At 62.5% G+C, this 21,314-nt stretch carries 20 protein-coding genes; 7 read left to right on the forward strand and 13 right to left on the reverse strand.

Annotated features, from left to right (window positions below):
* Nucleotides 1–8: 8 nt before the first annotated feature.
* The 4 genes from cpaB to AC07X6_RS10250 form a co-directional block, all read right to left on the reverse strand.
* A complete protein-coding gene (gene cpaB / locus AC07X6_RS10235) occupies nucleotides 9–863 on the reverse strand; it encodes a Flp pilus assembly protein CpaB (protein ID WP_494790879.1) in 855 nt (284 codons plus the stop codon).
* Nucleotides 860–2,233: an ATP-binding protein gene (locus AC07X6_RS10240; RefSeq protein ID WP_230540240.1), complete on the reverse strand. Its 1,374-nt coding sequence runs from the start codon at nucleotides 2,231–2,233 to the stop codon at nucleotides 860–862. The genes cpaB and AC07X6_RS10240 overlap by 4 nt, the downstream gene beginning before the upstream one ends.
* 93 nt (nucleotides 2,234–2,326) lie before the next feature.
* On the reverse strand, nucleotides 2,327–2,860 hold the full coding sequence (locus tag AC07X6_RS10245; RefSeq protein ID WP_230540239.1) for an A24 family peptidase: 534 nt from the start codon (nucleotides 2,858–2,860) through the stop codon (nucleotides 2,327–2,329).
* Nucleotides 2,861–2,913: 53 nt separating this feature from the next.
* A complete protein-coding gene (locus AC07X6_RS10250; RefSeq protein ID WP_034752975.1) occupies nucleotides 2,914–3,096 on the reverse strand; it encodes a Flp family type IVb pilin in 183 nt (60 codons plus the stop codon).
* Between the two features lie 481 nt (nucleotides 3,097–3,577).
* On the opposite strand from AC07X6_RS10250, the gene AC07X6_RS10255 reads away from it, so the two are divergent.
* Nucleotides 3,578–4,624: a GGDEF domain-containing protein gene (locus AC07X6_RS10255; protein WP_230540238.1), complete on the forward strand. Its 1,047-nt coding sequence runs from the start codon at nucleotides 3,578–3,580 to the stop codon at nucleotides 4,622–4,624.
* Here the strand turns inward: AC07X6_RS10255 and AC07X6_RS10260 are convergent.
* Complete coding sequence (locus AC07X6_RS10260) at nucleotides 4,621–5,850, reverse strand: cyclic di-GMP phosphodiesterase (RefSeq protein ID WP_230540237.1); 1,230 nt, start codon at nucleotides 5,848–5,850, stop codon at nucleotides 4,621–4,623. The genes AC07X6_RS10255 and AC07X6_RS10260 overlap by 4 nt on opposite strands.
* Before the next feature lie 130 nt (nucleotides 5,851–5,980).
* On the opposite strand from AC07X6_RS10260, the gene AC07X6_RS10265 reads away from it, so the two are divergent.
* From AC07X6_RS10265 to AC07X6_RS10275, 3 genes are all read left to right on the forward strand, one after another.
* Entirely contained in the window at nucleotides 5,981–6,922 is a 942-nt protein-coding gene (locus tag AC07X6_RS10265) for a LysR substrate-binding domain-containing protein (protein ID WP_494790880.1), read from the forward strand.
* 194 nt (nucleotides 6,923–7,116) lie between these two features.
* Complete coding sequence (locus tag AC07X6_RS10270; RefSeq protein ID WP_494790881.1) at nucleotides 7,117–10,713, forward strand: indolepyruvate ferredoxin oxidoreductase family protein; 3,597 nt, start codon at nucleotides 7,117–7,119, stop codon at nucleotides 10,711–10,713.
* 146 nt (nucleotides 10,714–10,859) lie between these two features.
* Nucleotides 10,860–12,317 (forward strand): ATP-binding protein, encoded by a 1,458-nt coding sequence (locus tag AC07X6_RS10275; RefSeq protein ID WP_494790882.1) that lies wholly within the window; start codon nucleotides 10,860–10,862, stop codon nucleotides 12,315–12,317.
* Nucleotides 12,318–12,324: 7 nt separating this feature from the next.
* On the opposite strand, the gene AC07X6_RS10280 is transcribed toward AC07X6_RS10275, so the two are convergent.
* A complete protein-coding gene (locus AC07X6_RS10280; protein ID WP_230540233.1) occupies nucleotides 12,325–13,335 on the reverse strand; it encodes a substrate-binding domain-containing protein in 1,011 nt (336 codons plus the stop codon).
* Between the two features lie 433 nt (nucleotides 13,336–13,768).
* On the opposite strand from AC07X6_RS10280, the gene AC07X6_RS10285 reads away from it, so the two are divergent.
* On the forward strand, nucleotides 13,769–14,101 hold the full coding sequence (locus AC07X6_RS10285; RefSeq protein WP_494790883.1) for a hypothetical protein: 333 nt from the start codon (nucleotides 13,769–13,771) through the stop codon (nucleotides 14,099–14,101).
* Nucleotides 14,102–14,110: 9 nt separating this feature from the next.
* Here AC07X6_RS10285 and AC07X6_RS10290 read toward each other — a convergent pair whose 3' ends face one another.
* A complete protein-coding gene (locus AC07X6_RS10290) occupies nucleotides 14,111–15,154 on the reverse strand; it encodes an MBL fold metallo-hydrolase (protein ID WP_494790884.1) in 1,044 nt (347 codons plus the stop codon).
* A 151-nt stretch (nucleotides 15,155–15,305) separates the two neighbouring features.
* On the opposite strand from AC07X6_RS10290, the gene AC07X6_RS10295 reads away from it, so the two are divergent.
* On the forward strand, nucleotides 15,306–15,929 hold the full coding sequence (locus AC07X6_RS10295; RefSeq protein WP_494790885.1) for a TetR/AcrR family transcriptional regulator: 624 nt from the start codon (nucleotides 15,306–15,308) through the stop codon (nucleotides 15,927–15,929).
* On the opposite strand, the gene AC07X6_RS10300 is transcribed toward AC07X6_RS10295, so the two are convergent.
* Both AC07X6_RS10300 and AC07X6_RS10305 read right to left on the reverse strand, forming a co-directional pair.
* Nucleotides 15,902–17,011: a WD40/YVTN/BNR-like repeat-containing protein gene (locus tag AC07X6_RS10300; protein WP_494790886.1), complete on the reverse strand. Its 1,110-nt coding sequence runs from the start codon at nucleotides 17,009–17,011 to the stop codon at nucleotides 15,902–15,904. The two genes, AC07X6_RS10295 and AC07X6_RS10300, sit on opposite strands and share 28 nt — an antisense overlap.
* 2 nt (nucleotides 17,012–17,013) lie before the next feature.
* Nucleotides 17,014–17,283 (reverse strand): MoaD/ThiS family protein, encoded by a 270-nt coding sequence (locus AC07X6_RS10305; RefSeq protein WP_494790887.1) that lies wholly within the window; start codon nucleotides 17,281–17,283, stop codon nucleotides 17,014–17,016.
* Nucleotides 17,284–17,374: 91 nt separating this feature from the next.
* Here AC07X6_RS10305 and AC07X6_RS10310 point away from each other — a divergent pair, with 91 nt between their 5' ends.
* Nucleotides 17,375–17,686, forward strand: a complete 312-nt coding sequence (locus AC07X6_RS10310; RefSeq protein ID WP_131687909.1) for a hypothetical protein — start codon at nucleotides 17,375–17,377, stop codon at nucleotides 17,684–17,686.
* Nucleotide 17,687: 1 nt separating this feature from the next.
* On the opposite strand, the gene AC07X6_RS10315 is transcribed toward AC07X6_RS10310, so the two are convergent.
* The 4 genes from AC07X6_RS10315 to AC07X6_RS10330 all read right to left on the reverse strand — a co-directional run bounded on the left by AC07X6_RS10315 (nucleotide 17,688) and on the right by AC07X6_RS10330 (nucleotide 21,260).
* Nucleotides 17,688–17,990, reverse strand: coding sequence for a 2Fe-2S iron-sulfur cluster-binding protein (locus AC07X6_RS10315; protein ID WP_494790888.1), 303 nt, complete (start codon nucleotides 17,988–17,990; stop codon nucleotides 17,688–17,690).
* A gap of 9 nt (nucleotides 17,991–17,999) precedes the next feature.
* Nucleotides 18,000–19,151, reverse strand: coding sequence for a Gfo/Idh/MocA family protein (locus AC07X6_RS10320; RefSeq protein ID WP_494790889.1), 1,152 nt, complete (start codon nucleotides 19,149–19,151; stop codon nucleotides 18,000–18,002).
* A 9-nt stretch (nucleotides 19,152–19,160) separates the two neighbouring features.
* Nucleotides 19,161–20,213: a sugar phosphate isomerase/epimerase family protein gene (locus AC07X6_RS10325; protein ID WP_494790890.1), complete on the reverse strand. Its 1,053-nt coding sequence runs from the start codon at nucleotides 20,211–20,213 to the stop codon at nucleotides 19,161–19,163.
* Between the two features lie 111 nt (nucleotides 20,214–20,324).
* The gene (locus AC07X6_RS10330) at nucleotides 20,325–21,260 is read right to left on the reverse strand and encodes a substrate-binding domain-containing protein (RefSeq protein WP_494790973.1); all 936 of its coding nucleotides are present in this window, start codon (nucleotides 21,258–21,260) and stop codon (nucleotides 20,325–20,327) included.
* Between the last annotated feature and the right edge of the window lie 54 nt (nucleotides 21,261–21,314).

The following is a 21,314-nucleotide window of genomic DNA, read 5'->3' on the forward strand; positions in this document are numbered from 1 at the left end:
ATGGTTGGCTAAAAACATTCGCGCGACTGGCGCGTCCCGTCGATAACGCCGCTGCACTGGCGCTTTGCTTCCTGCGGCGCCTTCGCCACGCGCACCGGGCGCGGCGCGGCGGCCGGCACGGGCGCGGCGGCCGGAGCGGGCTCGGCTTCGTGCGGCCCGCCCAGCAGGGTCAGCTTGGTGGCGCCTTCCGTCACGCCCGGCTGCGGGTCGACCTGGTTGCGCAGCACCAGCGACAGGCTGCCCACGCTGCGCGCCAGATCCAGGTTTTCCGCCTGTTCCGGCGTCACTTCCAGGGTCACGGCATTGACCACGCGCGGCTTGGTCTCGTCGCGCCCCACTTCCTGCGCCACGGCCAGCACGAGGATGCGTTCGAGGACGATCTTGGAAATGTTGCGGCTTTGCGGAAACGCGCGGTCGCCGGCATCCTGCTGGGTGCTGACGATGATGTCGACATAGTTGCCCGGCAAGGCGAAGCCGGCCACGCCGATCACATCGTTGACGCGCACGGTGATGGCGCGCCGCCCTTCCGTGATCAGGGCCGACAGGCCGCCCAGGGTGCCCACTGGCGCCAGCTTGGCTTCGCTCAGCGGCTCGCCGCGCAGCACGCTCGTTTTCAGCACCCGTCCCGCCAGTTTCGCCGGGTCTTGCAGCGCGCCCTGCGGCAAGCTTTCGGCCGGCCACTCGGCCAGGCGCAGCATGTCCGGCGTCAGGCGCTGGCCCAGGTTGACATCGCTGGCGGCGACGACGATCTTGCCCTTGCCGGCCGGCGTCTGGCGCAGCAGCCAGTGCGATGCCAGCAGCACGGCCAGCAAGCCCAGCACGACTGCCAGGCCCATCATCAGAATGGCGCGCCGGTTCTTCATGCGATGCGCTCGCACAGGCTGGCGGCCGGCATGTCGCAGCTGGCAAACAGGCTGCTCCAGGCTTGCTCCAGGGCGCCCACCGTCAGGCGCGCTTCGCTGCCGGCAAAGCCGGCAAAGTCGCCTATGCGCGCCAGCAATTCCTGCGGATAGCTGGCCAGCAAGGGCCGCCCCTGCGCGCCATGCAGCTGCAGCAGATGGTTCAGGGCCGGCTCGTCGATGGCCATGCCGGCCAGGCGGCATTGCTGACGGAACAAGGCGCGATAGGCGCTCTCGGTCAGCGGCCCCACCTGCACCTTGTAGCCGATGCGGCGCAGCAAGGCGGCGTCAAACAGCTCGCCTGGCGGCACATTCGTGGCCAGCACGAGGGCATTGTCGAAGGGCACGCTGACCTGCACGCCGCCGGGCAGGCCCAGCTGGTCGCTGCCGCGCGCCAGCGGCTGCATCAGACGCGTCAGCAGTTCTTGCGCGCCCAGGCGCTGGCGGCCCAGGTCGTCGATGATCAGCATGCCGTTGTTGGCCCGCACATGGGGCGGCGCCTGGTAGCAGCCGCCGCTGGCGTCATGCCGCAATTCCAGCGTGCCGGCGTCGAGCTCGGCGCCCACGTGAATCACGGGACGCTGGCACAGCACCCAGCGGATGTCCGTGCTGCGCCGCTCCAGCGCCTGGCGCGCATGGCTGACATGCTGCGGCGCGGGCGGCAGGTGCTGCGCCGGATCGTACAATTGAATGATGTCCTGGCCGACGATGATGGCGTAGGGCACGGCCACCAGCCCGTGCAGCAATTGTCCCAGCTGCAGCGCCAGGGTCGACTTGCCGCTGCCGGGCGGACCGTACAGCAGCAGCGAGCGTCCCGAATGCAGGGCCGCGCCCACCACGTCGAGCATGCCCGGACCCGCATGGGCGCCGCCCAGCACGGCGGCCAGGTCGTCGCTGCCGACGCGCTGTTCCTGCGCCAGCCACGACTGGCGCGCCACCATGGCGCGGTACGCTTCCAGGGTGACGGGCGCGGCGCCGATATACGCGCAGCGCTCAAGAAAAGCACTGGCGCGCTGCTTGCCGGCGCCCGTCAACTGGTACTGCACGTCGATATCGGATTCGCCGCGCCAGGCCACCTCGGCCATCTGCTCCGTCACCATGAAATCGAGCACTTCGCGCAAGACATTGATCGACAGACGCAAGCGCGTCGTCAGGGCGGACAGATGCGTCTTGCCGCCCACAAACATCAGCTTGGCGATCAGTTCGACCACCAGCGGCCGCTCCAGTCCCGTTTCACGCAAGCTCTTCGGCTGCGGCGGCAAGGGCGGCATCAGGTTCGCGTCGGCAGGGCGCGGCGCACTCTCGGTGCTCATGGAATAGTCGACCTCGGTCATGCTGCATCTCCAAGCCGGTTAGGACTGCATTGAACAGAATTCATTCTAGCGAGCGGGGACTGGCGCCCATTGATCAAGAGCAATGAATGACAATCAGAAATAATGCCGCCCTTGCACCAGCAGGCAACCGAGGGCGATGGCCAGGCCGTACGGCATGTTGCCCACGCTGGCACCGCTGCCCAGTGCGTTTGGCGCCAGGGGAATGCCGGCCATGCGCGCGATCATCGGCCACAGCAGTTGGCGCAGATTGCCCAGGCAGGCGCGCCACTTGCCCTGCCAGGTGATCATCAGCACGGCCATCAGGCCGCCCAGCACAAACGTGGCGAAACAGATCTGCAGCACGGGCCAGGGGCCGGCAAAGGCGCCCGCCATGGCGATCAGCTTGACGTCGCCGGCGGCCATGCCGCGCAGCACGTACAGAGGTAAAAACAGGAAAAAGCCCGTGGCCATGCCGCCCAGCCACAGCGACGGCACGCTTTGCGGCCACAGCCACAAATGCAGGGCCAGCGCGGTGAGGATGCCGGACAACACCACACCATTCGGTATCTTGCGGCGGATCAAATCACTGACGGCGGCGGCCGTCACAAAACACAACAACAGCAGGTCGCACAAGGCAGTTGCAGGCATGGCATACCTCCCGAAAAAAACCCGCTGCCGGCCGGCCAGCAGCGGGCACCCGCTTAGGGCGTCAACACCAGGTTCGACGAAATGTCGGTGAGGACGGCCAGCAAGTTGGTCTTGATCAGCAAGAAACCGGCCGTGATGGCGGTAGCCATCAAGGCCGCAATCAAGCCGTATTCGATTGCCGTAATGCCATCCTCATCCTTGACAAACTGCTGTACTGCCGACAGGAAGGTATGCATGACAAGCTCCCAAAAGTGAATCACAAGTCCCTGGCGCAATCGGGTGTGAAACATTGCCCATTCCTGCTAATATGTTTCCTGCCGTAAATTTCTGCGCCATTGCATTGACTATAAAGCGTCTACGTTTTGGCAAATTGACGCGCCACAAGTTTCCATATGGAAATTATCAAACCCTGTTGAAATGACGACTGGCGCAAACAAATGTTGCGATCAGGATTGAAAGTCTGCGTCAGGGCAAGTTTTTTGCAACGCGCTGCCCTAATCTCATGTATTTACATGAAATATTGCATACGTTAATTGCCTATTAGGCAAAAAGACATTATCCTGCTTAGCTCTTCTTTGGAAAGGCCTCTCGCCCGGCGGTACAGAGCGTCATGCCACCAAATAAATCTTGGCTTCTTGTAGACGGACGCGAACATGCTCTTGCTTGATGCAATGCTGCTATGACGACACTTGTGTGACTACTTTCCAGAGAACGACAATGGATTCCCTACTGAAACACATGGTGGATATGACCGGGCACCGCGACCACACGATGCTCGACATCTCCGTGATCTCGGCGGTCCAGGAACTCGCTTCCGCGTCGCAGACCCGTGTGCTGGCCCTGACCAGCGTGCGTGGCCAGGTGTTCGTGCGGTCGCGGGCCATCATCGTGGCGGGCAGCGTTGCCCGCATGGAAGACAATGCCGATCCTGCGCTGCCGGGTGAACCGCTGTCGGACTACCCGGCCCTGGCCGCCTGCATCGCGCGCCACGAGGCGAGCGCCGACACCCTGTGCGCCGACGGCCGCCACCTGCTGTGGCTGCCCATCTGGATCGGCGACCAGGTCACCACCTGCCTGGAAATCACCAACCCCACGCCCTACACGGGCGCCACCATCCAGGTGATCGGCGGCATCGTCAGCGTGTACCGCAATTTCCAGAACCTGCTCGACTACAGCGAACGCGATTCGCTCACCGGCTTGTTGAATCGCAAGACCTTCGACGACCAGCTGGCGAAAATCCTGCAAAGCCGCGGCGAACCGGAAGCGGAAAGGCCGCGTCCCGTCGAGGAAGAGCGGCGCCACCATACGGATACGGAACGGCAATGGCTGGCCGTGATCGACGTCGACCATTTTAAATTGGTCAACGATAAATTCGGCCACCTGTATGGCGATGAAGTGCTGATCCTGATCGCCAACCAGCTGCAATCGTCGTTCCGCTCGCAAGACCGCATCTTCCGCTTCGGCGGCGAGGAATTCGTCGTGCTGCTGCGCTCGATCACCCTGGAAAATGCGCAGAAAATCATCGACCGCTTCCGCACCAATGTCGAAGCGCACGACTTCCCGCAAGTGGGCCGAGTCACCGTCAGCGTGGGCTTCGTCAGCATCAACGCCTACGAAGCGCCCGTCATCATCCTCGGCCGCGCCGACCAGGCCTTGTATTACGCCAAGAGCCATGGCCGCAACCTGGCTTGCCACTATGACGAGCTGGTCGCCAAGGGCTTGCTTACCACCATTGCCTCGAACGATACGGCGGAATTCTTCTAGGCATCCGCCAGCGATAAAAAACGCATGGGATCGACCTGCCACCTGGCAGCCGACTCATGGCCGACGATCTTGTCGGCGCCGCCGAAGCCGAAGCCGCGCGACAGATCGACCGTTTCGGGCTTGATGTAGGTCTTGCTTTTCGTACTGAAAAACACGTTCACCTTCGGCGCCAGCAGATTGCTTTCGTGCGCCTCGACGACGACGGCCAGGCGGCCCGATTCCAGCATCACCATGGTACCCACCGGATAGATGCCCACGCAGCGCATGAAATCCTGCGCGAACACGGGGTTGAAGTGGAATTTGCTCCATTCATAGATCTTGCGCAGGGCTTCGGCGGCGGCGATGCCCTTGTGGTAGCTGCGGTCCGACGTCAGCGCGTCATACACATCGACGATGGCGGCCATCTGCGCCAGCTCGCTGATGGCGTCGCCGGCCAGCTGGTCCGGGTAGCCGCTGCCGTCGCGCCGCTCATGGTGATGCAGGGCGATGTCGAGGGGAATCGCGCCCAGCTCGGGCGACTGGCGCAGGATGTCGTAGCCGTCGCGCGGATGGCGCTTGATCAGGGCGAATTCTTCCGGCGTCAATGGACCGGGCTTGTTCAGGACGCTGTCGGGCACCAGGGCCTTGCCCGTGTCGTGCAGCAAGCCACCGAGGCCGGCCTGGTGCGTGGTGGCCGCATCGATGCCGCGCGAGCGGCAAAACGCCACCAGCAGCGCGCACACGCTGACGGAATGCAAAAAGGTGTAGTCATCCTTGGTCTTGATGCGCAGCAAGCCGACGAGGGCGCCGGGATTGCGCAGGATCGATTCGGTAATATCTTGCACCGTGTGCTGCACACGGTCGAGCTCGACGGCCTTGCCCAGGCGCACATCGGCCATCACCGTGCGCACCAGGCTCGCTGCCTGCCGGCGCACCTGCGTGGCGCGGGCCAGTTCCATGCCCAGCGACACGCGCGTGACCACTGGCGGCGCCGCCGCGGCGATCTGCACCAGTTCGCGCTCGGTCTCGGCGCGCGCCTGCGCCACGGTGGGCGCATCCTGCACGTCGAGGCCCTTGCCGCTGTCGATCACCACGTCGTGAATGCCGGCCTGCACGATCTTGCGGATTTCCTCGTCGCTGCGCAACAGAAAACGGTTACGCACGAAGGGATGCGTCATCCAGTCGCAGCTGAGGTCATGAATGTACATGCCCACTTTTAATTGAGACGAATCAACTTTCTTGAGCATGCTGTCATCCCACAAATACGCGTCTGGAGCACCGAAGGGGCTAGAATGAGTATAACAAAATTGTTATTCTGCTGGCCGCGTTCGGCGCCGCGGCGCAATTTTTCCGATCACCGTACCGCTTCTGGAACCCATGGAACTGCGCCAATTACGCTACTTTGTTGCCATCGTCGACCACGGCTCGCTGTCGCGCGCGGCCCTGGTCCTGCACGTGGCGCAGCCGGCCCTGACGCAGCAGCTGCGCCAGCTGGAAGAGGAACTGGGGGTGCAGCTGCTGCACCGCTCGGCCCAGGGCGTGCTCAGCACGGACGCGGGCAAGGTATTCTACGAACATGCCCAGGCGATCCTGAAACAGGTGGCCGACGCCCGCTCGGCCGTCACGCAAAGCGCCACGCGGCCGTCCGGCAATGTCACCCTGGGCTTGCCGCACAGCATCTCCGGCGCCCTGGCCCTGCCCCTGCTGCTGGCCGCGCGCGAACGCTATCCCGAGATCACCCTGCAACTGACGGAAGAAATCACGGGCAACCTCAATGAACAGCTCAAATCGGGCCGCATCAACCTGGCCGTGCTGTTCGACGATGGCCAGCTGACGCCGTTTTCCTGCTGCCCGCTGGTGGAAGAAGAGATGCGTTTTATTTGCCGCAGCGATTCGCCGTTCGCGCCCGCCGGCCTTGCCGTGTCGTTCCAGCAAGCCTTGAGCGCCACCCTGATCCTGCCGGGCCTGCAGCACGGCGTGCGCCCCCGCATCGACAGCCGCGCGCGCGAACTGGGCCTGGAGACGGCGAACGTGATCGAGATCAACTCCATCGCCATCCTGAAATCGGCCATCCTGGCCGGCATGGGCGCCACCATCCTGCCCGCCGCACCGCTGCTGGCCGAACTCGACAGCGGCGCCATGCGCAGCTACGCCATCCACAGCCCCGTACTGTCGCGCACGGTGGCCCTGTGCGCCTCGAAAAACATTCCCCTCACCAATGCGGGCAACGCCGTGAAAAATCTCGTGCTGCAAGTGGCCGCCGAGCTGTGCGGCAGCGGGCGCTGGGTGGGGGCGCACGTGCTCTCGCCCACGGCATAAGTATTTCTTATACCCCCATCGCCAAAGCGTATTTGCCCCCACTCCTGACTCGTTCTACACTGACCACATTAATTATTTTAAATTTAAAATAGTTATGTGCCGCCCACACGCGGCCGTCCCGTCTGCACAGTGCGCGCCTTACCGGGCGCGTCCCTTGTACAGCCGTCATCTGAAACACCCTTTTGGAGACAGCCATGTCCGTGACCACGGAAAACGGCTCCGCAGCGTTCGCTAGAAACGCCGGTGCCGCGCCATCTACGCCCCCCGACACTTCCCGCTTGACCACCGTCAGCCTCGACGACAAATACACGGCCACTTCCGGCGCCATCTTCTTGTCCGGCATCCAGGCCCTCGTGCGCCTGCCCATGATGCAGCGCCTGCGCGACCAGGCCGCGGGCCTGAACACGGCCGGCTTCATTTCCGGCTACCGCGGCTCGCCCCTGGGCGGCCTCGATGAAAACCTGTGGAAAGCCAAGAAACAGCTGGAAGCGCACCACGTGCAGTTCGTGCCCGGCGTCAACGAAGACTTGGCGGCCACGGCCGTCTGGGGTTCGCAGCAGGTCGACCTGATCGGCCCGGCCAAGTACGACGGCGTGTTCGCCATGTGGTACGGCAAGGGCCCGGGCGTGGATCGCTGCGGCGACGTCTTCAAGCACATGAACCATGCGGGAACCTCGAAACTGGGCGGCGTGCTGCTGGTGGCCGGCGACGACCATGGCGCATACTCATCGACCCTGCCGCACCAGTCCGACCATCTGTTCTCCGCCTCGATGATCCCCGTCCTGTATCCATGCAATGTGCAGGAATACCTGGACCTGGGCATCCACGGCTGGGCCATGTCGCGCTTTTCCGGCTGCACGGTAGCCTTCAAGGCCCTGGCCGACACGGTCGAATCGTCGGCTTCCATCGATGCCGATCCGTTCCGCGTGGAAGTGAAAATTCCGCAAGACTTCGTCATGCCCGAAGGCGGCCTGAACGCGCGCCTGTCGAGCATCCCGCTGGGCCAGCAGGCGCGCAACCAGGAAGCGCTGATGCAGGACTACAAGATCTATGCGGCCCTGGCCTACGCGCGCGAAAACAAGCTCAACCACACCACCATCGACAGCCCGAACGCCAAGCTGGGCATCATCGCGTCCGGCAAATCGTATCTGGACGTGCTGGAAGCGCTGGAAGAGCTGGGCATCGACGAGCAGATGGCGGCCGACGTCGGCATGCGGCTGTTCAAGGTGGCCATGCCGTGGCCGCTGGAGCCGGACAGCGTGCGTGAGTTTGCGCAAGGTCTCGATGAAATTCTCGTGGTAGAAGAGAAGCGTCAGATCGTCGAATACCAGCTCAAGGAACAGCTGTACAACTGGCGCGACGACGTGCGTCCGCGCGTGATCGGCAAGTTCGACGAAAAAGGCGAATGGGTCGCGCCGCGCGGCGAATGGCTGCTCACGTCCAAGGCGGATTTTTCCGTCTCGCAAGTGGCACGGGTCATCGCCAGCCGCATCGCGCGCCTGATTTCCGACCCCGTCACCTGCGACCTGATCAAGGCGAGATTAAGTTTCCTCGACGCCAAGGATGCGGTATTGAAAAAGGCCGTGAATACGCCGTTCCGCCCCGCGTTCTACTGCTCCGGCTGTCCGCACAATACCTCGACGAAGGTGCCCGACGGCAGCCTGGCGCTGGCCGGCATCGGCTGCCACGTGATGGCGACCTCGATCTACCCGGAAATGAACAAGCTGACCACGCACATGGGCGGCGAAGGCGCGCCGTGGATCGGGCAAGCCGCATTTTCCGAATTGCCGCACGTGTTCCAGAACCTCGGCGACGGCACCTACTTCCATTCCGGCTACCTGGCCATCCGCGCCGCGCAGGCGGCCAAGGTGAACATCACCTATAAAATCCTCTACAACGACGCCGTCGCCATGACGGGCGGCCAGCCCGTGGACGGCCTCATCACCGTACCGATGATGGCGCAGCAGGTGGCGGCCGAAGGCATCGCCCGCATCGCCTTGGTCACGGAAGATTTATCACGCTACAGCGACCGCAGCAACCTGCCCGCCCACCTGACCTTGCACGACCGCAAGGACATGGATGCCGTGCAGCGCGAATTGCGCGAGGTGCCAGGCGTGTCCGTGCTGATCTACGACCAGACCTGCGCCGCCGAAAAACGCCGGAGAAGGAAAAAGGGCGAGTATCCGGATTTGCCGAAACGCATGGTCATCAACGACGCCGTCTGCGAAGGCTGCGGCGACTGCGGCGTGCAGTCGAACTGCGTGTCGATCCTGCCAAAAGAGACGGAATTTGGCCGCAAGCGCACCATCGACCAATCCTCGTGCAACAAGGATTACTCGTGCGCCAAGGGTTTCTGCCCCAGCTTCGTCACCGTCGAAGGCGGCAGCCTGAAGAAAACCAAAACGGGTGCCAGTAAAGCGGGCGAGACGGACAACTTCGGTCCGCTGCCGGAACCCCAATTGCCTGCCTGCGACGCGCCGTACAACATCCTGATCAACGGCATCGGCGGCACGGGCGTCATCACCGTGGGCGCGCTGATGGGCATGGCGGCCCACCTGGAAGGCAAGGGCGCGTCCGTGCTGGACATGACGGGCATGTCGCAAAAGAACGGTTCCGTCACCTCGCACGTGAAGATCGCCAAGTCCCCCGCGCACATCCGCGCCCAGCGCATCGCCACGGGCGAAGCGGACCTGATTCTGGGCTGCGACATGCTGACGGCCGGCGCGCAGGATGCCGTATCGAAAATGCGTCCCGGCCGCAGCCTGGCCGTCGTCAACCTGCACGAACAGCCGCCAGGCACGTTTGCACAAAATGCCGACTGGCAATATCCAACGGCGGAAGTGCGCCAGCTGATCGAGGAATCCGTGGGCGGCGCGGATGCGGCCGACTTTATCGACGCCACAAAACTGGCCACGGCGCTGATGGGCGATTCGATCGCCGCCAACCTGTTCATGCTCGGCTACGCCTGGCAAAAAGGCCGCATCCCGTTGACGCAAGCGGCGCTGCTGCGCGCCATCGAACTCAATGGCGTGGGCATCGAGTCGAACAAGAAAAGCTTTTTGTGGGGCCGCCGCGCCGCCGTCGACGTGCGCAAAGTCACGCAAATCGCCACGCCCACACAAGCGATCATCGTGCAAATGCCGCAAAGCCTGGATAGCCTGGTGAAAAAGCGCGTGGAATTCCTCACCGCGTACCAGAACGCCGCGTATGCGGATGGTTACTTGACCCTGGTCAAACAGGTACGCGACCGCGAGAATATCCTGGGACTGGGCCAGAAGCTGTCGACGGCTGTCGCCAAGAGCTATTTCAAGTTGCTGGCCTACAAGGACGAGTATGAAGTGGCGCGTTTGTACACGGATGGCCGTTTCGTGGAGCAATTGCAGCAGCAGTTCGAAGGCAACTTCTCCGTGAAATTCAACCTGGCGCCGCCGCTGTTTGCAAAAAAGGATGCGAAGGGCCACCTGGTGAAAGCGGAGTTCGGTTCCTGGATGTGGCGCGCCTTCAAGCTGCTGGCCAAAGCAAAAGGCTTGCGCGGCGGCACCTTCGACATCTTCGGTTATACGGCCGAGCGCAAGATGGAACGCGCGCTGATAGTCGAATACCGCGAACTGCTGGCCGGCATGCTGGTGAACCTGACAGCGGAAAACCTGCCTACCTGCGTGGAACTGGCGTCGCTGCCCGAAAAAATCCGCGGCTTCGGCCACGTCAAGGAAGCCGCCGTCGATACTTACCGCAAGGACAAGGCGAGGTTGCTGGCAAAGCTGGCTGATGGGAGCAAGCACGCAGCCTAGGTGACTCTGGAATACAACGCTGCCAGGTGGCTTGCCTGGCAGCGTTTAATTCACTATCCTGATCCTGCCATTTATTTCACTCGCTTTATCACACCAGAAAAACGACAGACGCAAAATAACCATAAAAATCAGCCACTTACAATCACATGGTAAAACATTGGGTCGTCCAGGCAATAGCGCTGCTTAAGTCCAGTCGGGATCCCGTGCCCCATGAGATCAATGAACTGGACTGGAAACTATCGTTGTCCGGCAACAAAGAGCGCTTAATCGAACATCTGATCGCCTTCTCCAATTGTCCGCACGGCGGCTATATGGTCTATGGCATCGCAGACGCTGGAGCTGCGCTGATGGGAGTTGAGCAAACTCAAGTTGAAGAAACCATTTTGCAGTTGACCAATCTGGGCCGCGATGCAGTTGAGCCGCCTCTTATCCTCGACCATGCAGTAGTCGAATACGACACCGTTCCTTTATTATTCGTTTATATCCGTGAACAAGCAGACAAGCCCGCACATCGCAGGGGCAAGAGTATTGAAGAAACATGGATAAGATCGGGTGGCACAAGTCGTAAAGCATCTCGATCGGAAGTTGGTGCACTCATGCTCAACAGCCATGCTCCCCGCTGGGAGGAACTACGAACGACACCCCTGCTTTCTGCCGATGAAGTCATCGAACATCTCGATCTGGCGACCATTTCCAAACTCTTGCAACGCCCTCTTCCTGACGACAGCTTTGAGCTGATGCGCTGGCTGGAGGAGGAAAATATGGTCATTCCCGATGGCAGCGGCTACTACATTACGCATTTCGGTGGTATCTCAGCAGCGCGTGAGTTGGAGCACTTCACGCACCTCAGTCGTAAACGTATTCGCGTCATCCGTTATAGCGGCACCAACAAAGTCGATACAATTGATGAAGTTCGCGGCAACAAAGGCTATGCAGTGGGTTTCGAAGGCTTGATCGGCTATCTACTGCGCGTCCTGCCACATTCGGAAGTGATCCAGCAATCCCTGCGTGAGCAAGTTAGCCTCTATCCTGAAATTGCGCTACGCGAATTAATCGCGAATGCCTTGATCCATCAGGATTTCAACGTCACAGGCGCTGGCCCTACTATAGAAATCTACGACGACCGCATCACCTTCACCAATCCGGGGACACTGCTTCCAAGCAAGCGCCTTGACCGTCTGATCGGTACGACACCAGAGTCACGCAATGAATTGCTGGCATCCAAATTTCGGCAATATCGGATCTGTGAAGAAAGGGGTACGGGATTCCAAAAAGTGGTCTCGGCCGTCGAGTTATTCGGCATGCCGCCCGTCCTCTTCACGCCACTGGAAAATGGTTTCCAAGTCACCTTGTACGCGCCAAGACAGTTCGCCGACATGGCGCAGGTCGAGCGCGTGGAAGCTTGCTATCAACATGCCGTTTTGCAGTATTTTTCCAGCCAGACATTGACCAATACCACCTTGCGTACCCGCTTCAAGGTCAGCGAGCGCCAGCGCAATCAAATCACCAACTTGATCGCCGATGCTGTCGCAGCGGGACGCATCAAGCGCAAGGACAGCACCAGCGGCAATAAATTCGCGGAATACGTCCCATACTGGGCATGAGCTGATGTCAATCCGCGCAGCGCCCCACCGTCGCCCCCGGCAACAGCACCGGTTGCCAAATTTCCTGCAGCCGTTCCGGCGGCGTGCCGGCCAGCAGCGATTGCAGCATTTCCACCATCTTGGCGCCGGCGCGGCGCAGGTCGGGCTGGTCGATGGTGGTGACGTTGATGCCGATCAAAGTGTCTTCCACATTGCCCCAGACAATGACGGAGATTTCCTTGCCGATTTCGATACCCGCATCCATCAGCGCGCGCACCACGCCCACGCCGGACAGGTGGTTGTCGACGATGACGGCCGTGGGACGGGGCGAGCAAGCCAGCAATTGCTGCATGGCCTGGTAGCCGCTGCGGCGGTCGAAAGTATTGTCGAGCAGATAGGCGGGATCCAGCGGCAAGCCCGCCTGCGCCATGCAGCGGATAAAGCTTTCCTTGCGCTCATAAGCAAAATGCAGCTCCAGCGGCGCGCTCAGCAAGGCGATGCGCTGGTGGCCATGCGCCGCCAGGAAGGACACGGCCAGGTCGATGCCCGTATCGTTATCGTAGTCAAAATACGCGTACGGCGCGTCGATGCGCGTGCGGCCGTTCGCGACAAACGGAAAGCCGACTTTCGTCAGATATGCGATGCGCTCGTCGACCACCTTGGTGCGGCCCACCACGAGGCCATCGACCTGGCGCCCGCGCACCATGTTTTCATATGACGGCTGTTCGTTCTGCGGCGACACGGGCGCGATGATCAGGCTCATCTTCGACGCTTCGACGGCGTCCGACATGCCATTCACGACGGAAAGAAAGACGCTGTCGCCCAGGTCGCTGGGCAGCAGCGGATAGATCATGCCGAGCACGTTGGTGCGGCCGACGGCCAGGCTGCGCGCCAGCGGATTGGGCCGGTAGCCGACTTTCTTGGCGGCGGCCAGGACGATTTCACGGGTGCGGGAATTGACTTCCGGATAGCCGTTCAACGCCCTGCTGACTGTCGTTTTCGACATGCCGAGGGCAATTGCGAGGCTCTTGAGATTCATGTTAACTACCTGTCTGTATGGCAAAAGAAACCAACTCTGACCGTCCATTATAGCCCAGAGCGCCAAACAGGCCGCGCATTAGCGTGCGCATACATGGTAGAAAAACAACAACATATTGACTATTTAAAAAGCAACGTTTTATAGGCGACCACGTTTAACAACTGTGCGGCCTGGCCTCGGCAATGCCAGACAAACAAGGACTGAAAGCCACAGCGGGTACTCACTTTGGAAAATGTCCGGCCAGTTTCGGCATGCCGCTTCGGCAAGGCAAAGCGCGCACGATAAAATTATCAAGAAAACATAATTCACTGGAACTGTGCGAGAATTTGTCCTACTCTTGATTCAGGTAAAGATTACCTGCGGACACGTCGCGCTCCCCGGCCTGACTTCCCTCTCCTGCGCAAGCCTGGATATTCTTTCAAAGGTGAACAATGTGGTCACGCTAACATCCGTCAACAACTTGCAAGCCTCGCTGGCCACGGCGCAGCGCCGGGTCGAGCAAGGCCAGAACCAGGTACGGCGCGACAGCGAACAGCTGGCGCAAAGCCGCCAGCTGCTGGCGCGGGAACAGGAATCGCTGAGCCAGACGCAACGCAGCAGCCAGCAAGCGCAGGCCGATGCCCCCGCCGCCGTGAAGGCACCGCAGCTGGATCAGGCGATCAAGGTGGCCGTGCCGCAGCAAGCCATCCCGGCCGCGCCGAAAAGCACGCCCCAGCTGAACGGCTATGGCCAGACGCTGGGCCGCCTGATCGACGTGACGGCGTAACGGCGTAAATTACCGCAGCATTTCCTCTTCCAGCATTGGCAGCCACCATGTAGTTCCCTGCTTCGGCTGCGCCAGGTCGACCGCCTCGCCCATCTGCGGCGTGGCCAGGTTCACGCCCCGCTTGGCCGCCAGTCCCGCAATGCGGTCGAACGGCTCATGCCAGGCGTGCAGCCCCAGGTCAAAGGTGCCGTTATGCACGGGCATCAGCCACTTGCCGCGCAAGTCCAGGTGGGCTTGCAAGGTTTCCTCGGGCTGCATGTGCACGTCCGGCCACAGCTTGTCGTAGGCGCCCGTTTCGATCATGGTCACGTCGAACGGGCCGTATTTGTCGCCGATCTGCTTGAAACCGTCGAAATAGCCGGAATCGCCGCTGAAAAACACGCGCACCCCGGGCGCGTCGATAACCCACGAGGCCCACAGGGTTTGATTACCGTCAAACAAGCCGCGTCCCGAGAAATGCTGCGACGGCGTCGCGACGAGTTTCACGCCGGCTATCGTCGTCCCCTGCCACCAGTCGAATTGCTGCACCTTGGCGGCCGGCACGCCCCAGGACACCAGGGTGTCGCCCACGCCCAGCGGCGCAATAAAATGTTCGGTCTTGGCCGCCAGTTGCAGCACGGCGGCATGGTCGAGGTGGTCATAATGGTCGTGCGACAGGATGACGGCCTTGATCGGCGGCAAGTCGGCGATGCTGATGGGCGGCTGGTGAAAGCGCTTCGGGCCGGCCCATTGCACGGGCGAGGCGCGCTCGGAAAACACGGGGTCCGTCAGGAAAAACTCATTGTTCAGTTTCAACAGCAGGGTCGAATGGCCGAGGCGAAACAGGCTGTTGTCGGGCGCGGCCAGCAGTTGCGCCCGGGTCAGGGCTTGCACGGGCACGGCAGCGGCCGGCACGGTGCTGTCGGGCTTATCGAAGAGAAACGTCCACATCAGCTTGAGCGTTGCCGCCGTGCCCAGCTTGTGCATCTGCACGGGATTGCGGAACTTGCCGTCGAGGCGTTGCGGTGATTCGGTGGGCGCGACGGGCGCGGCGCGCAAGGTGCAAGAACTCATGATGATCAGAACTCCCAAGAATAAGATGCGGTACATATGCAGCCCGGTCAATAAAATACAAGGATTAAATTACACTACACAGTGTAGTTCCTATTTCTGGCAAAGTAAACCAAGAGGTGTAAAATATTGTTTTCAAAGGAGATTTTCAGCCATGGCCGCACCGCAACGCCTCACCGACCGCAAGCGCGTCGCCATCGTCGATGCCGCCATCGCCGAGTTCCGCGAGCACGGTTTTGATGCGACCAGCATGGACAGGATCGCCGCCACGGCCGCCGTGTCCAAGCGCACCGTGTACAACCATTTCCCCAGCAAGGACGAGCTGTTCGCGGAAATCCTGCAGCGCATGTGGGAAAGCAGCATGGCCCAGCCTGCCGTGCCCTATGTGGCCGACCAGCCGCTGCGCCCGCAGGTGCTGGCCCTGGTCGAGCAGAAAATGGCCTTGCTGTGCGACGCGGCCTTCATCGACCTGGCGCGCGTGATCTTCGGCGAAACCATCCACTCGCCCGAGCGCGCGCAAGCGATGGTGGCGCGCCTGAATGAAAAGGAAACGGGCTTGAATATCTGGATCCGCGCGGCGCAGCAAGACGGGCGCATCAAGGCGGGCGAGACGCTGGAAGTGGGGCACCTGCTGATGGCTCCACTGAAGACCTTTGCCTTCTGGCCGCAGATCACCCTCGGTGAGCCTCTGCTGGGCCCGGCACGCCGGCGCGAAGTGACGGAACTGGCCGTCGATATCTTCCTGTGCTATTACGGCGTGGCAAAACAGACGGCATAGACGGGCGGCAAGTGGGCGGAGATGGTCTGCCAATGCTCGCCCTCGTCGCCCGAATACCAGGCGCCGCCCGTCGTCGACGCCATCACTAAACTGCGCCCGTCGTCGGCCAGCGCCAGCCCGTGGCGGTACACGAGGTCGTAGCAGTGCCGCTGCGGCAATCCCTCGCGCAACACCTGGAACGTTTTACCGCCGTCGCGCGTGCGCGTCACGGCCAGCGCGCCATCGACGGGTATGCGCAGCACGTCCGCCTGCGCGGGCACGAACCAGGCCGTCTCGCCGTCGCGCGGATGCACGGCCACGGCAAAGCCGAAATGCGACAGCGGCGCCGTGGTGACTTCCTGCCAGTGCCAGCCGGCATCGTGCGAGCGCCAGATGCCGTTATGGTGCTGGCACCACAGCGCATCCGGCGTGCCGGCGCTGCGCACGATGCGGTGCGGGTCTTGCACGGCTTCGTTTTCATCGAGTTCGGGCGGCATGTAGTCGGCCCGCATGCCCGTCGCGCTCAAGGCCCAGCTGGCGCCGCCATCGCGCGTTTGCCACACGCCGCCGCAGGACACGCCCACCAGCACGGTATTGCTGTCGCGCGGGTCGACGCAGATGCTGTGGATGCCGGGCACGTCGTAGCCGCCGCCAAACCATTGCGCCCGCTGCGGCACGTTCCACAACGAGTCCACCAGCTGCCAGCTGTCGCCGCGGTCGCTTGAGCGGAACAGGCCGCCAGGCAGGGTGCCCGCCCACAGCACGCCGGGCTGGTCCGCGCCGCCGGCCGCCAGCGACCAGATCTGCCGCACCGTCCAGTCCACGCTATCGCTGCTGCCCTCGGGCTTGGCGGGATAGGCGGGCACGGCGACTTCTTGCCACGCGCTGGAGCCCGCATCGCGGCGGTGCAGCTTGGCGCCGAAGTGCCCCAGGTTCAGGGCCGCGTACAGGGCGCCGTCGCGGCCGTCGTGCAGCAGCATGGAGACGGGGTCGCCGGCAAACTGCACCAGCGCCAGCTGCCAGGCGCCGGCCGCATCGACATCGAACTGGAACAGCCCCTTGCGGGTGCCGAGATACGCGCGTTGCGCCCTGCCTGGTCCCATGATTAACCTCCGGAAAGTGCCTGCAAGATATACACCTGGCTGTCGGGCCGCAATAGGTCGTCCAACACGCGCCGCTCGCGGCAACGGGCGCCATCGATGAAGATCACCACGTTCGGACGCAAGGCGCCCTGCTCGTCGAGCACATAGCCGCGCAGGCGCGGCTGCCGGGCAAAGACGCTATCGAGGGCGGCGCGCAGGCATGGCGCCGCCACGTCCACCGTGGGGACGTCGAGGAAACGCGCCAGTTGTTGCGTAAAATGCAAGTGCGCCATAGTGCCTTTGACGTCGTCGGCCTGGACTCATTCTAGTCCCCTTTGCGGCCAATACAATTAAAATAGCGGCAAGCACACAAGGAGGCCAGGCATGACGATTACCCCGGAAGAACTAGCGGTGCTGATGCAGGAAGTGGAAGTGGCCGACCCGATCGACTTTGCCGACCTGCCCTTCGACGAGCAGGAATTGCGCGGCCTGATCGCCAATCACCTGTGCGAGATGGCCGACGCCATGGAAAGTTTCAGCCCGGAAGACCGCAACCTGGCCCTGCTGGCCGTGGCGGCCAAGCTGGTGCTGGAAAACCTCGTCTTGCACGTGCAGCTGCTGCGCCGCCACGGCTTGCCCGTCAGCGACGGCGTGGACGCGCTGCTGCAGCGCCTGAAGGGCGGCAAGCCGTCGTGAACTAATTGCCCGTGCGCACGGCGCGCGCCTGGATGGTGACATCGCTGTCCGCCACGGCCACGCAGGGCAGGATATAGCCGTCGAGCCGTTCATCGGGACTGATGCCGGGCCAGTCCACCGTGTAGCGCACCTTTCCTTCGGGCATGTGACAGAGGCACGTGCGGCACGTGCCGTTGCGGCAGGAACTGAGCAGGCGGATGCCGGCCAGCTCGGCGGCGGCCAACACGGTGGTGCCCGCTTCGGCCGGGAATTGCCAGCCTTGCGGGACGATGGTAACGATAAAGGTGGTCAGGGGCGCGCTCATGCGCCCAGTTTAACAGTCCGCCAGGGTGGTCCAACTACCGCCTTGCGCATGGCTGCGCAGCACGGCTTCCGCAAAGGCCAGGCCCGCCACGCCATCGGCCACCGTCGGCAGCCAGCTGGCTTCGCTGGGCACGGGCAAGCCCGCCTGCAAGGCCCGAATGTGCAAGGCCGCATCCAGGTACAGCTGGGCAAACGCTTCCAGATACCCTTCCGGATGGCCGGCCGGCACGCGCGTGGCGTGGCGCGCGGCGGCGCTGTCGACCCGGCCCGGGCGCAGCAGCTGGCGGTTGCCGCCCTGCGGCGTGCACCACAGCTCATTCGGTTGTTCCTGGTCAAAGTCCAGCTGCGCCTTGCTACCGAACAGGCGCAAGCGCACCGTGTTTTCACACCCCGTCGCCACCTGGCTGGCCCACAGGGTGCCCTTGGCTCCGTTGGCATAGCGCAGCATCACCTGCACATGGTCGTCCAGGGTGCGGTGCGGAACAAAAGTCGACAATTCCGCCAGCACCTGCTGCGGCGTCAAGCCGCTGACGAACTGCGCCAGGTGATACGCGTGCAAGCCCACGTCGAGCAGGGTGCCGCCCGGGCCAGCTTTCAGCGGGTCGTTATGCCAGTTGCCCTCGCTCATGCCGCCCGCGTGTATCGCGTCCGCCAGCCAGTCCTGCGAATACTCGACCTGCACGAGGCGCAGCTCGCCGATTTCGCCCGCCTCGACCATCGCTTTCGCGTGGCGCAGCAGCGGATAACCGCTATAGGTATGCGTGAGCGCAAACAGCAGGTTTTTCTGCTCTGCCAGCGCGGCCAGCGCCTGGCCTTCCGCCAGAGAAATGCCCAGCGGCTTGTCGCAGATCACGTGGATGCCCGCTTCCAGGAACGCCGTGGCGACGGGCGCATGTAAATGGTTCGGCGTGACGATGGCCACGGCCTCGATGCCATCCGCCCTGGCGGCCTCCGCCTGCGCCATGGCGCGGTAATCGCTGTAGCAGCGATCGGGCGCCAGGTGCAGCGCCGCGCCGCTGTCGCGCGCGCGCTGCGGGTCGGACGACAGGGCGCCCGCCACCAGTTCATACTGGTCGTCGATACGCGCCGCGATACGGTGCACAGCGCCGATGAATGCGCCCTGCCCGCCCCCAACCATGCCCAAGCGTATCCGTCGCTGCATGTCGTCTCCCTATTTCAAGCCAAGCAAGTGATGGATTTGATCCTGGTCAACCGCGCTGCCCGCGAAATCGTCGAACGCGTGCTGCGCCACGTGGATGATGTGTTCGCGGATGAAACGCGCCCCTTCGGCCGCGCCGTCCTCCGGGTGTTTCAAACAGCATTCCCATTCCAGCACGGCCCAGCCCGGGAAGTCGTACTGCGCCATCTTCGAGAAAATCGCCTTGAAGTCGATCTGCCCGTCACCGAGCGAGCGGAAGCGCCCGGCACGGTCTTGCCAGTCGCCATAGCCGCCATACACGCCCTGGCGCCCGTTGGGCCGAAATTCCGCATCTTTTACATGGAAAGCCTTGATGCGCGCATGATAGATATCGATGAACGCCAGGTAATCGAGCTGCTGCAGCACGAAGTGGCTGGGGTCGTACAAGATGGACGCGCGCGGGTGGTCATGGACGGCGGCCAGGAAGCGCTCGAACGTCACGCCATCGTGCAAGTCCTCGCCCGGATGCAGTTCATAGCAGAGGTCCACGCCGGCCGCATCGAACGCGTCGAGGATGGGCAGCCAGCGTTTCGCCAGTTCGGCGAACGCCGTTTCCACCAGCCCGGCCGGGCGCTGCGGCCACGGGTACAGATACGGCCAGGCCAGCGCGCCGGAAAACGTCACGTGCGCCGTGAGGCCCAGACGCTGCGAAGCGGTGGCCGCCCACAGCAGCTGCTGCGTGGCCCAGGCCGTGCGCGCGGCCGGATCGCCGCGTACCTGTTCTGGCGCAAAGCCGTCGAACAGGGCGTCATAGGCCGGATGCACGGCGATCAGCTGGCCCTGCAAATGCGTCGACAATTCCGTCACCTGCAAGCCATGGCGCGCCAGCAAGGCGACCACGTCGTCGCAATACTGCTGGCTGCTGGCTGCTTGTTCCAGATCAAACAAGCGCGGCGCCGTCGGCAGCTGCAAGCCCTTGTAGCCCAGGCCGGCCGCCCATTGCGCCAGGTGCTCTAGCGAGTCGAACGGCGGCTCGTCGCCGAGAAACTGGGCCAGGAAGATGGCCGGGCCCTGGATGGTTTTCATGGAAATTCCTTAAAATCAAATTGGAAGGTCGGTCCCTACGGGATCGGAATGCGTCCCATTGGGACGCATTCCCCCTTCAGGTACGACCCCAGCCCTTGTCTTGGGGTGTAATTAAAAAGGCGAGTTCGGAAAGTAAAACTGCTTGGCGTTCTCGCGCGTGATCAGCACCGAGGGGATGATCGTGTTGGCCGGCAATTTATCACCTTTCAGGCGCGCTTCCGTCGTCAGTTTAATCGCGTCGTACATGAACTTCGGCGAGTACGACACGTCGGCCACGATCAGCGGGTCGGAACCGTCCATGATCTTTTTCACCGCGCCCTTCGCGCCCGCGCCGCCGAACACTTGCTTGATGTCCGTGCGCTTGGCTTGCGCGATGGCCTTCTGCACGCCGATGGCCATGTCGTCATCGGCGGCCCAGACGGCGTCGATGTGCTTGAAGCGGGTCAGGTAATCCTGCATGACCTTGAAGGCATCGTCGCGGTTCCAGTTGCCATACTTGGCGTCGAGCACCTTGATGTCGGGATGGCCCTTCATCACGGCGGAAAACGCGTCAAAGCGCTCGTTGTCGAGCGTGGTCGGCATGCCGCGCAGCACGACGATATTGCCCTTGCCATTCAAACTTTTCGCCAGATATTCGGCCGGCAGCTTGCCAAAGGCCGTGTTGTCGCCGGCGATGTACGCATCCTGCGACTGCGTGTTCGTCAAGCCGCGATCCACCACCGTCACGTACACACCCTTGTTTTTCACTTGCGCCACGGGCTGCGTCAGCGAGGCCGATTCGATGGGGAAGATCACCAGGGTGTTGATCTTGTTCACCGTCAACATATCCTGCAGCTGGTTCGCCTGTTCGGGCGCCGTGGCGGCCGTCTTGACGATGATTTTCAGCCCCGAATGGGCTTTTTCCAGCTCCGCCTTGGCCTGGTTCGCCCACCACACGATGCCCGAGGTAAAACTGTGCGTGGCCGTGGGGATGGCCACGCCGACAACCAACTTGTCAGCCGCTTGCGCACTCGGCAAGGCCCACGCCTGCATCACCAGCACTGCCATCCCTGCTACCCGTCTAAAGCTCTTCATGCTGCTCTCCTCCAAGGTTGTGGGCGC

The sequence above is a fragment of the Janthinobacterium sp. GW460-12-1-14-LB5 genome (assembly GCF_059423585.1).

Coding starts and splice junctions, on each gene's coding strand:
- cpaB (WP_494790879.1), bottom strand. CDS start 863: ATGAAGAACCGGCGCGCCATTCTGATGATGGGCCTGGCAGTCGTGCTG.
- AC07X6_RS10240 (WP_230540240.1), bottom strand. CDS start 2,233: ATGACCGAGGTCGACTATTCCATGAGCACCGAGAGTGCGCCGCGCCCT.
- AC07X6_RS10245 (WP_230540239.1), bottom strand. CDS start 2,860: ATGCCTGCAACTGCCTTGTGCGACCTGCTGTTGTTGTGTTTTGTGACG.
- AC07X6_RS10250 (WP_034752975.1), bottom strand. CDS start 3,096: ATGCATACCTTCCTGTCGGCAGTACAGCAGTTTGTCAAGGATGAGGAT.
- AC07X6_RS10255 (WP_230540238.1), top strand. CDS start 3,578: ATGGATTCCCTACTGAAACACATGGTGGATATGACCGGGCACCGCGAC.
- AC07X6_RS10260 (WP_230540237.1), bottom strand. CDS start 5,850: ATGCTCAAGAAAGTTGATTCGTCTCAATTAAAAGTGGGCATGTACATT.
- AC07X6_RS10265 (WP_494790880.1), top strand. CDS start 5,981: ATGGAACTGCGCCAATTACGCTACTTTGTTGCCATCGTCGACCACGGC.
- AC07X6_RS10270 (WP_494790881.1), top strand. CDS start 7,117: ATGTCCGTGACCACGGAAAACGGCTCCGCAGCGTTCGCTAGAAACGCC.
- AC07X6_RS10275 (WP_494790882.1), top strand. CDS start 10,860: ATGGTAAAACATTGGGTCGTCCAGGCAATAGCGCTGCTTAAGTCCAGT.
- AC07X6_RS10280 (WP_230540233.1), bottom strand. CDS start 13,335: ATGAATCTCAAGAGCCTCGCAATTGCCCTCGGCATGTCGAAAACGACA.
- AC07X6_RS10290 (WP_494790884.1), bottom strand. CDS start 15,154: ATGAGTTCTTGCACCTTGCGCGCCGCGCCCGTCGCGCCCACCGAATCA.
- AC07X6_RS10295 (WP_494790885.1), top strand. CDS start 15,306: ATGGCCGCACCGCAACGCCTCACCGACCGCAAGCGCGTCGCCATCGTC.
- AC07X6_RS10300 (WP_494790886.1), bottom strand. CDS start 17,011: ATGGGACCAGGCAGGGCGCAACGCGCGTATCTCGGCACCCGCAAGGGG.
- AC07X6_RS10305 (WP_494790887.1), bottom strand. CDS start 17,283: ATGGCGCACTTGCATTTTACGCAACAACTGGCGCGTTTCCTCGACGTC.
- AC07X6_RS10310 (WP_131687909.1), top strand. CDS start 17,375: ATGACGATTACCCCGGAAGAACTAGCGGTGCTGATGCAGGAAGTGGAA.
- AC07X6_RS10315 (WP_494790888.1), bottom strand. CDS start 17,990: ATGAGCGCGCCCCTGACCACCTTTATCGTTACCATCGTCCCGCAAGGC.
- AC07X6_RS10320 (WP_494790889.1), bottom strand. CDS start 19,151: ATGCAGCGACGGATACGCTTGGGCATGGTTGGGGGCGGGCAGGGCGCA.
- AC07X6_RS10325 (WP_494790890.1), bottom strand. CDS start 20,213: ATGAAAACCATCCAGGGCCCGGCCATCTTCCTGGCCCAGTTTCTCGGC.
- AC07X6_RS10330 (WP_494790973.1), bottom strand. CDS start 21,260: ATGGCAGTGCTGGTGATGCAGGCGTGGGCCTTGCCGAGTGCGCAAGCG.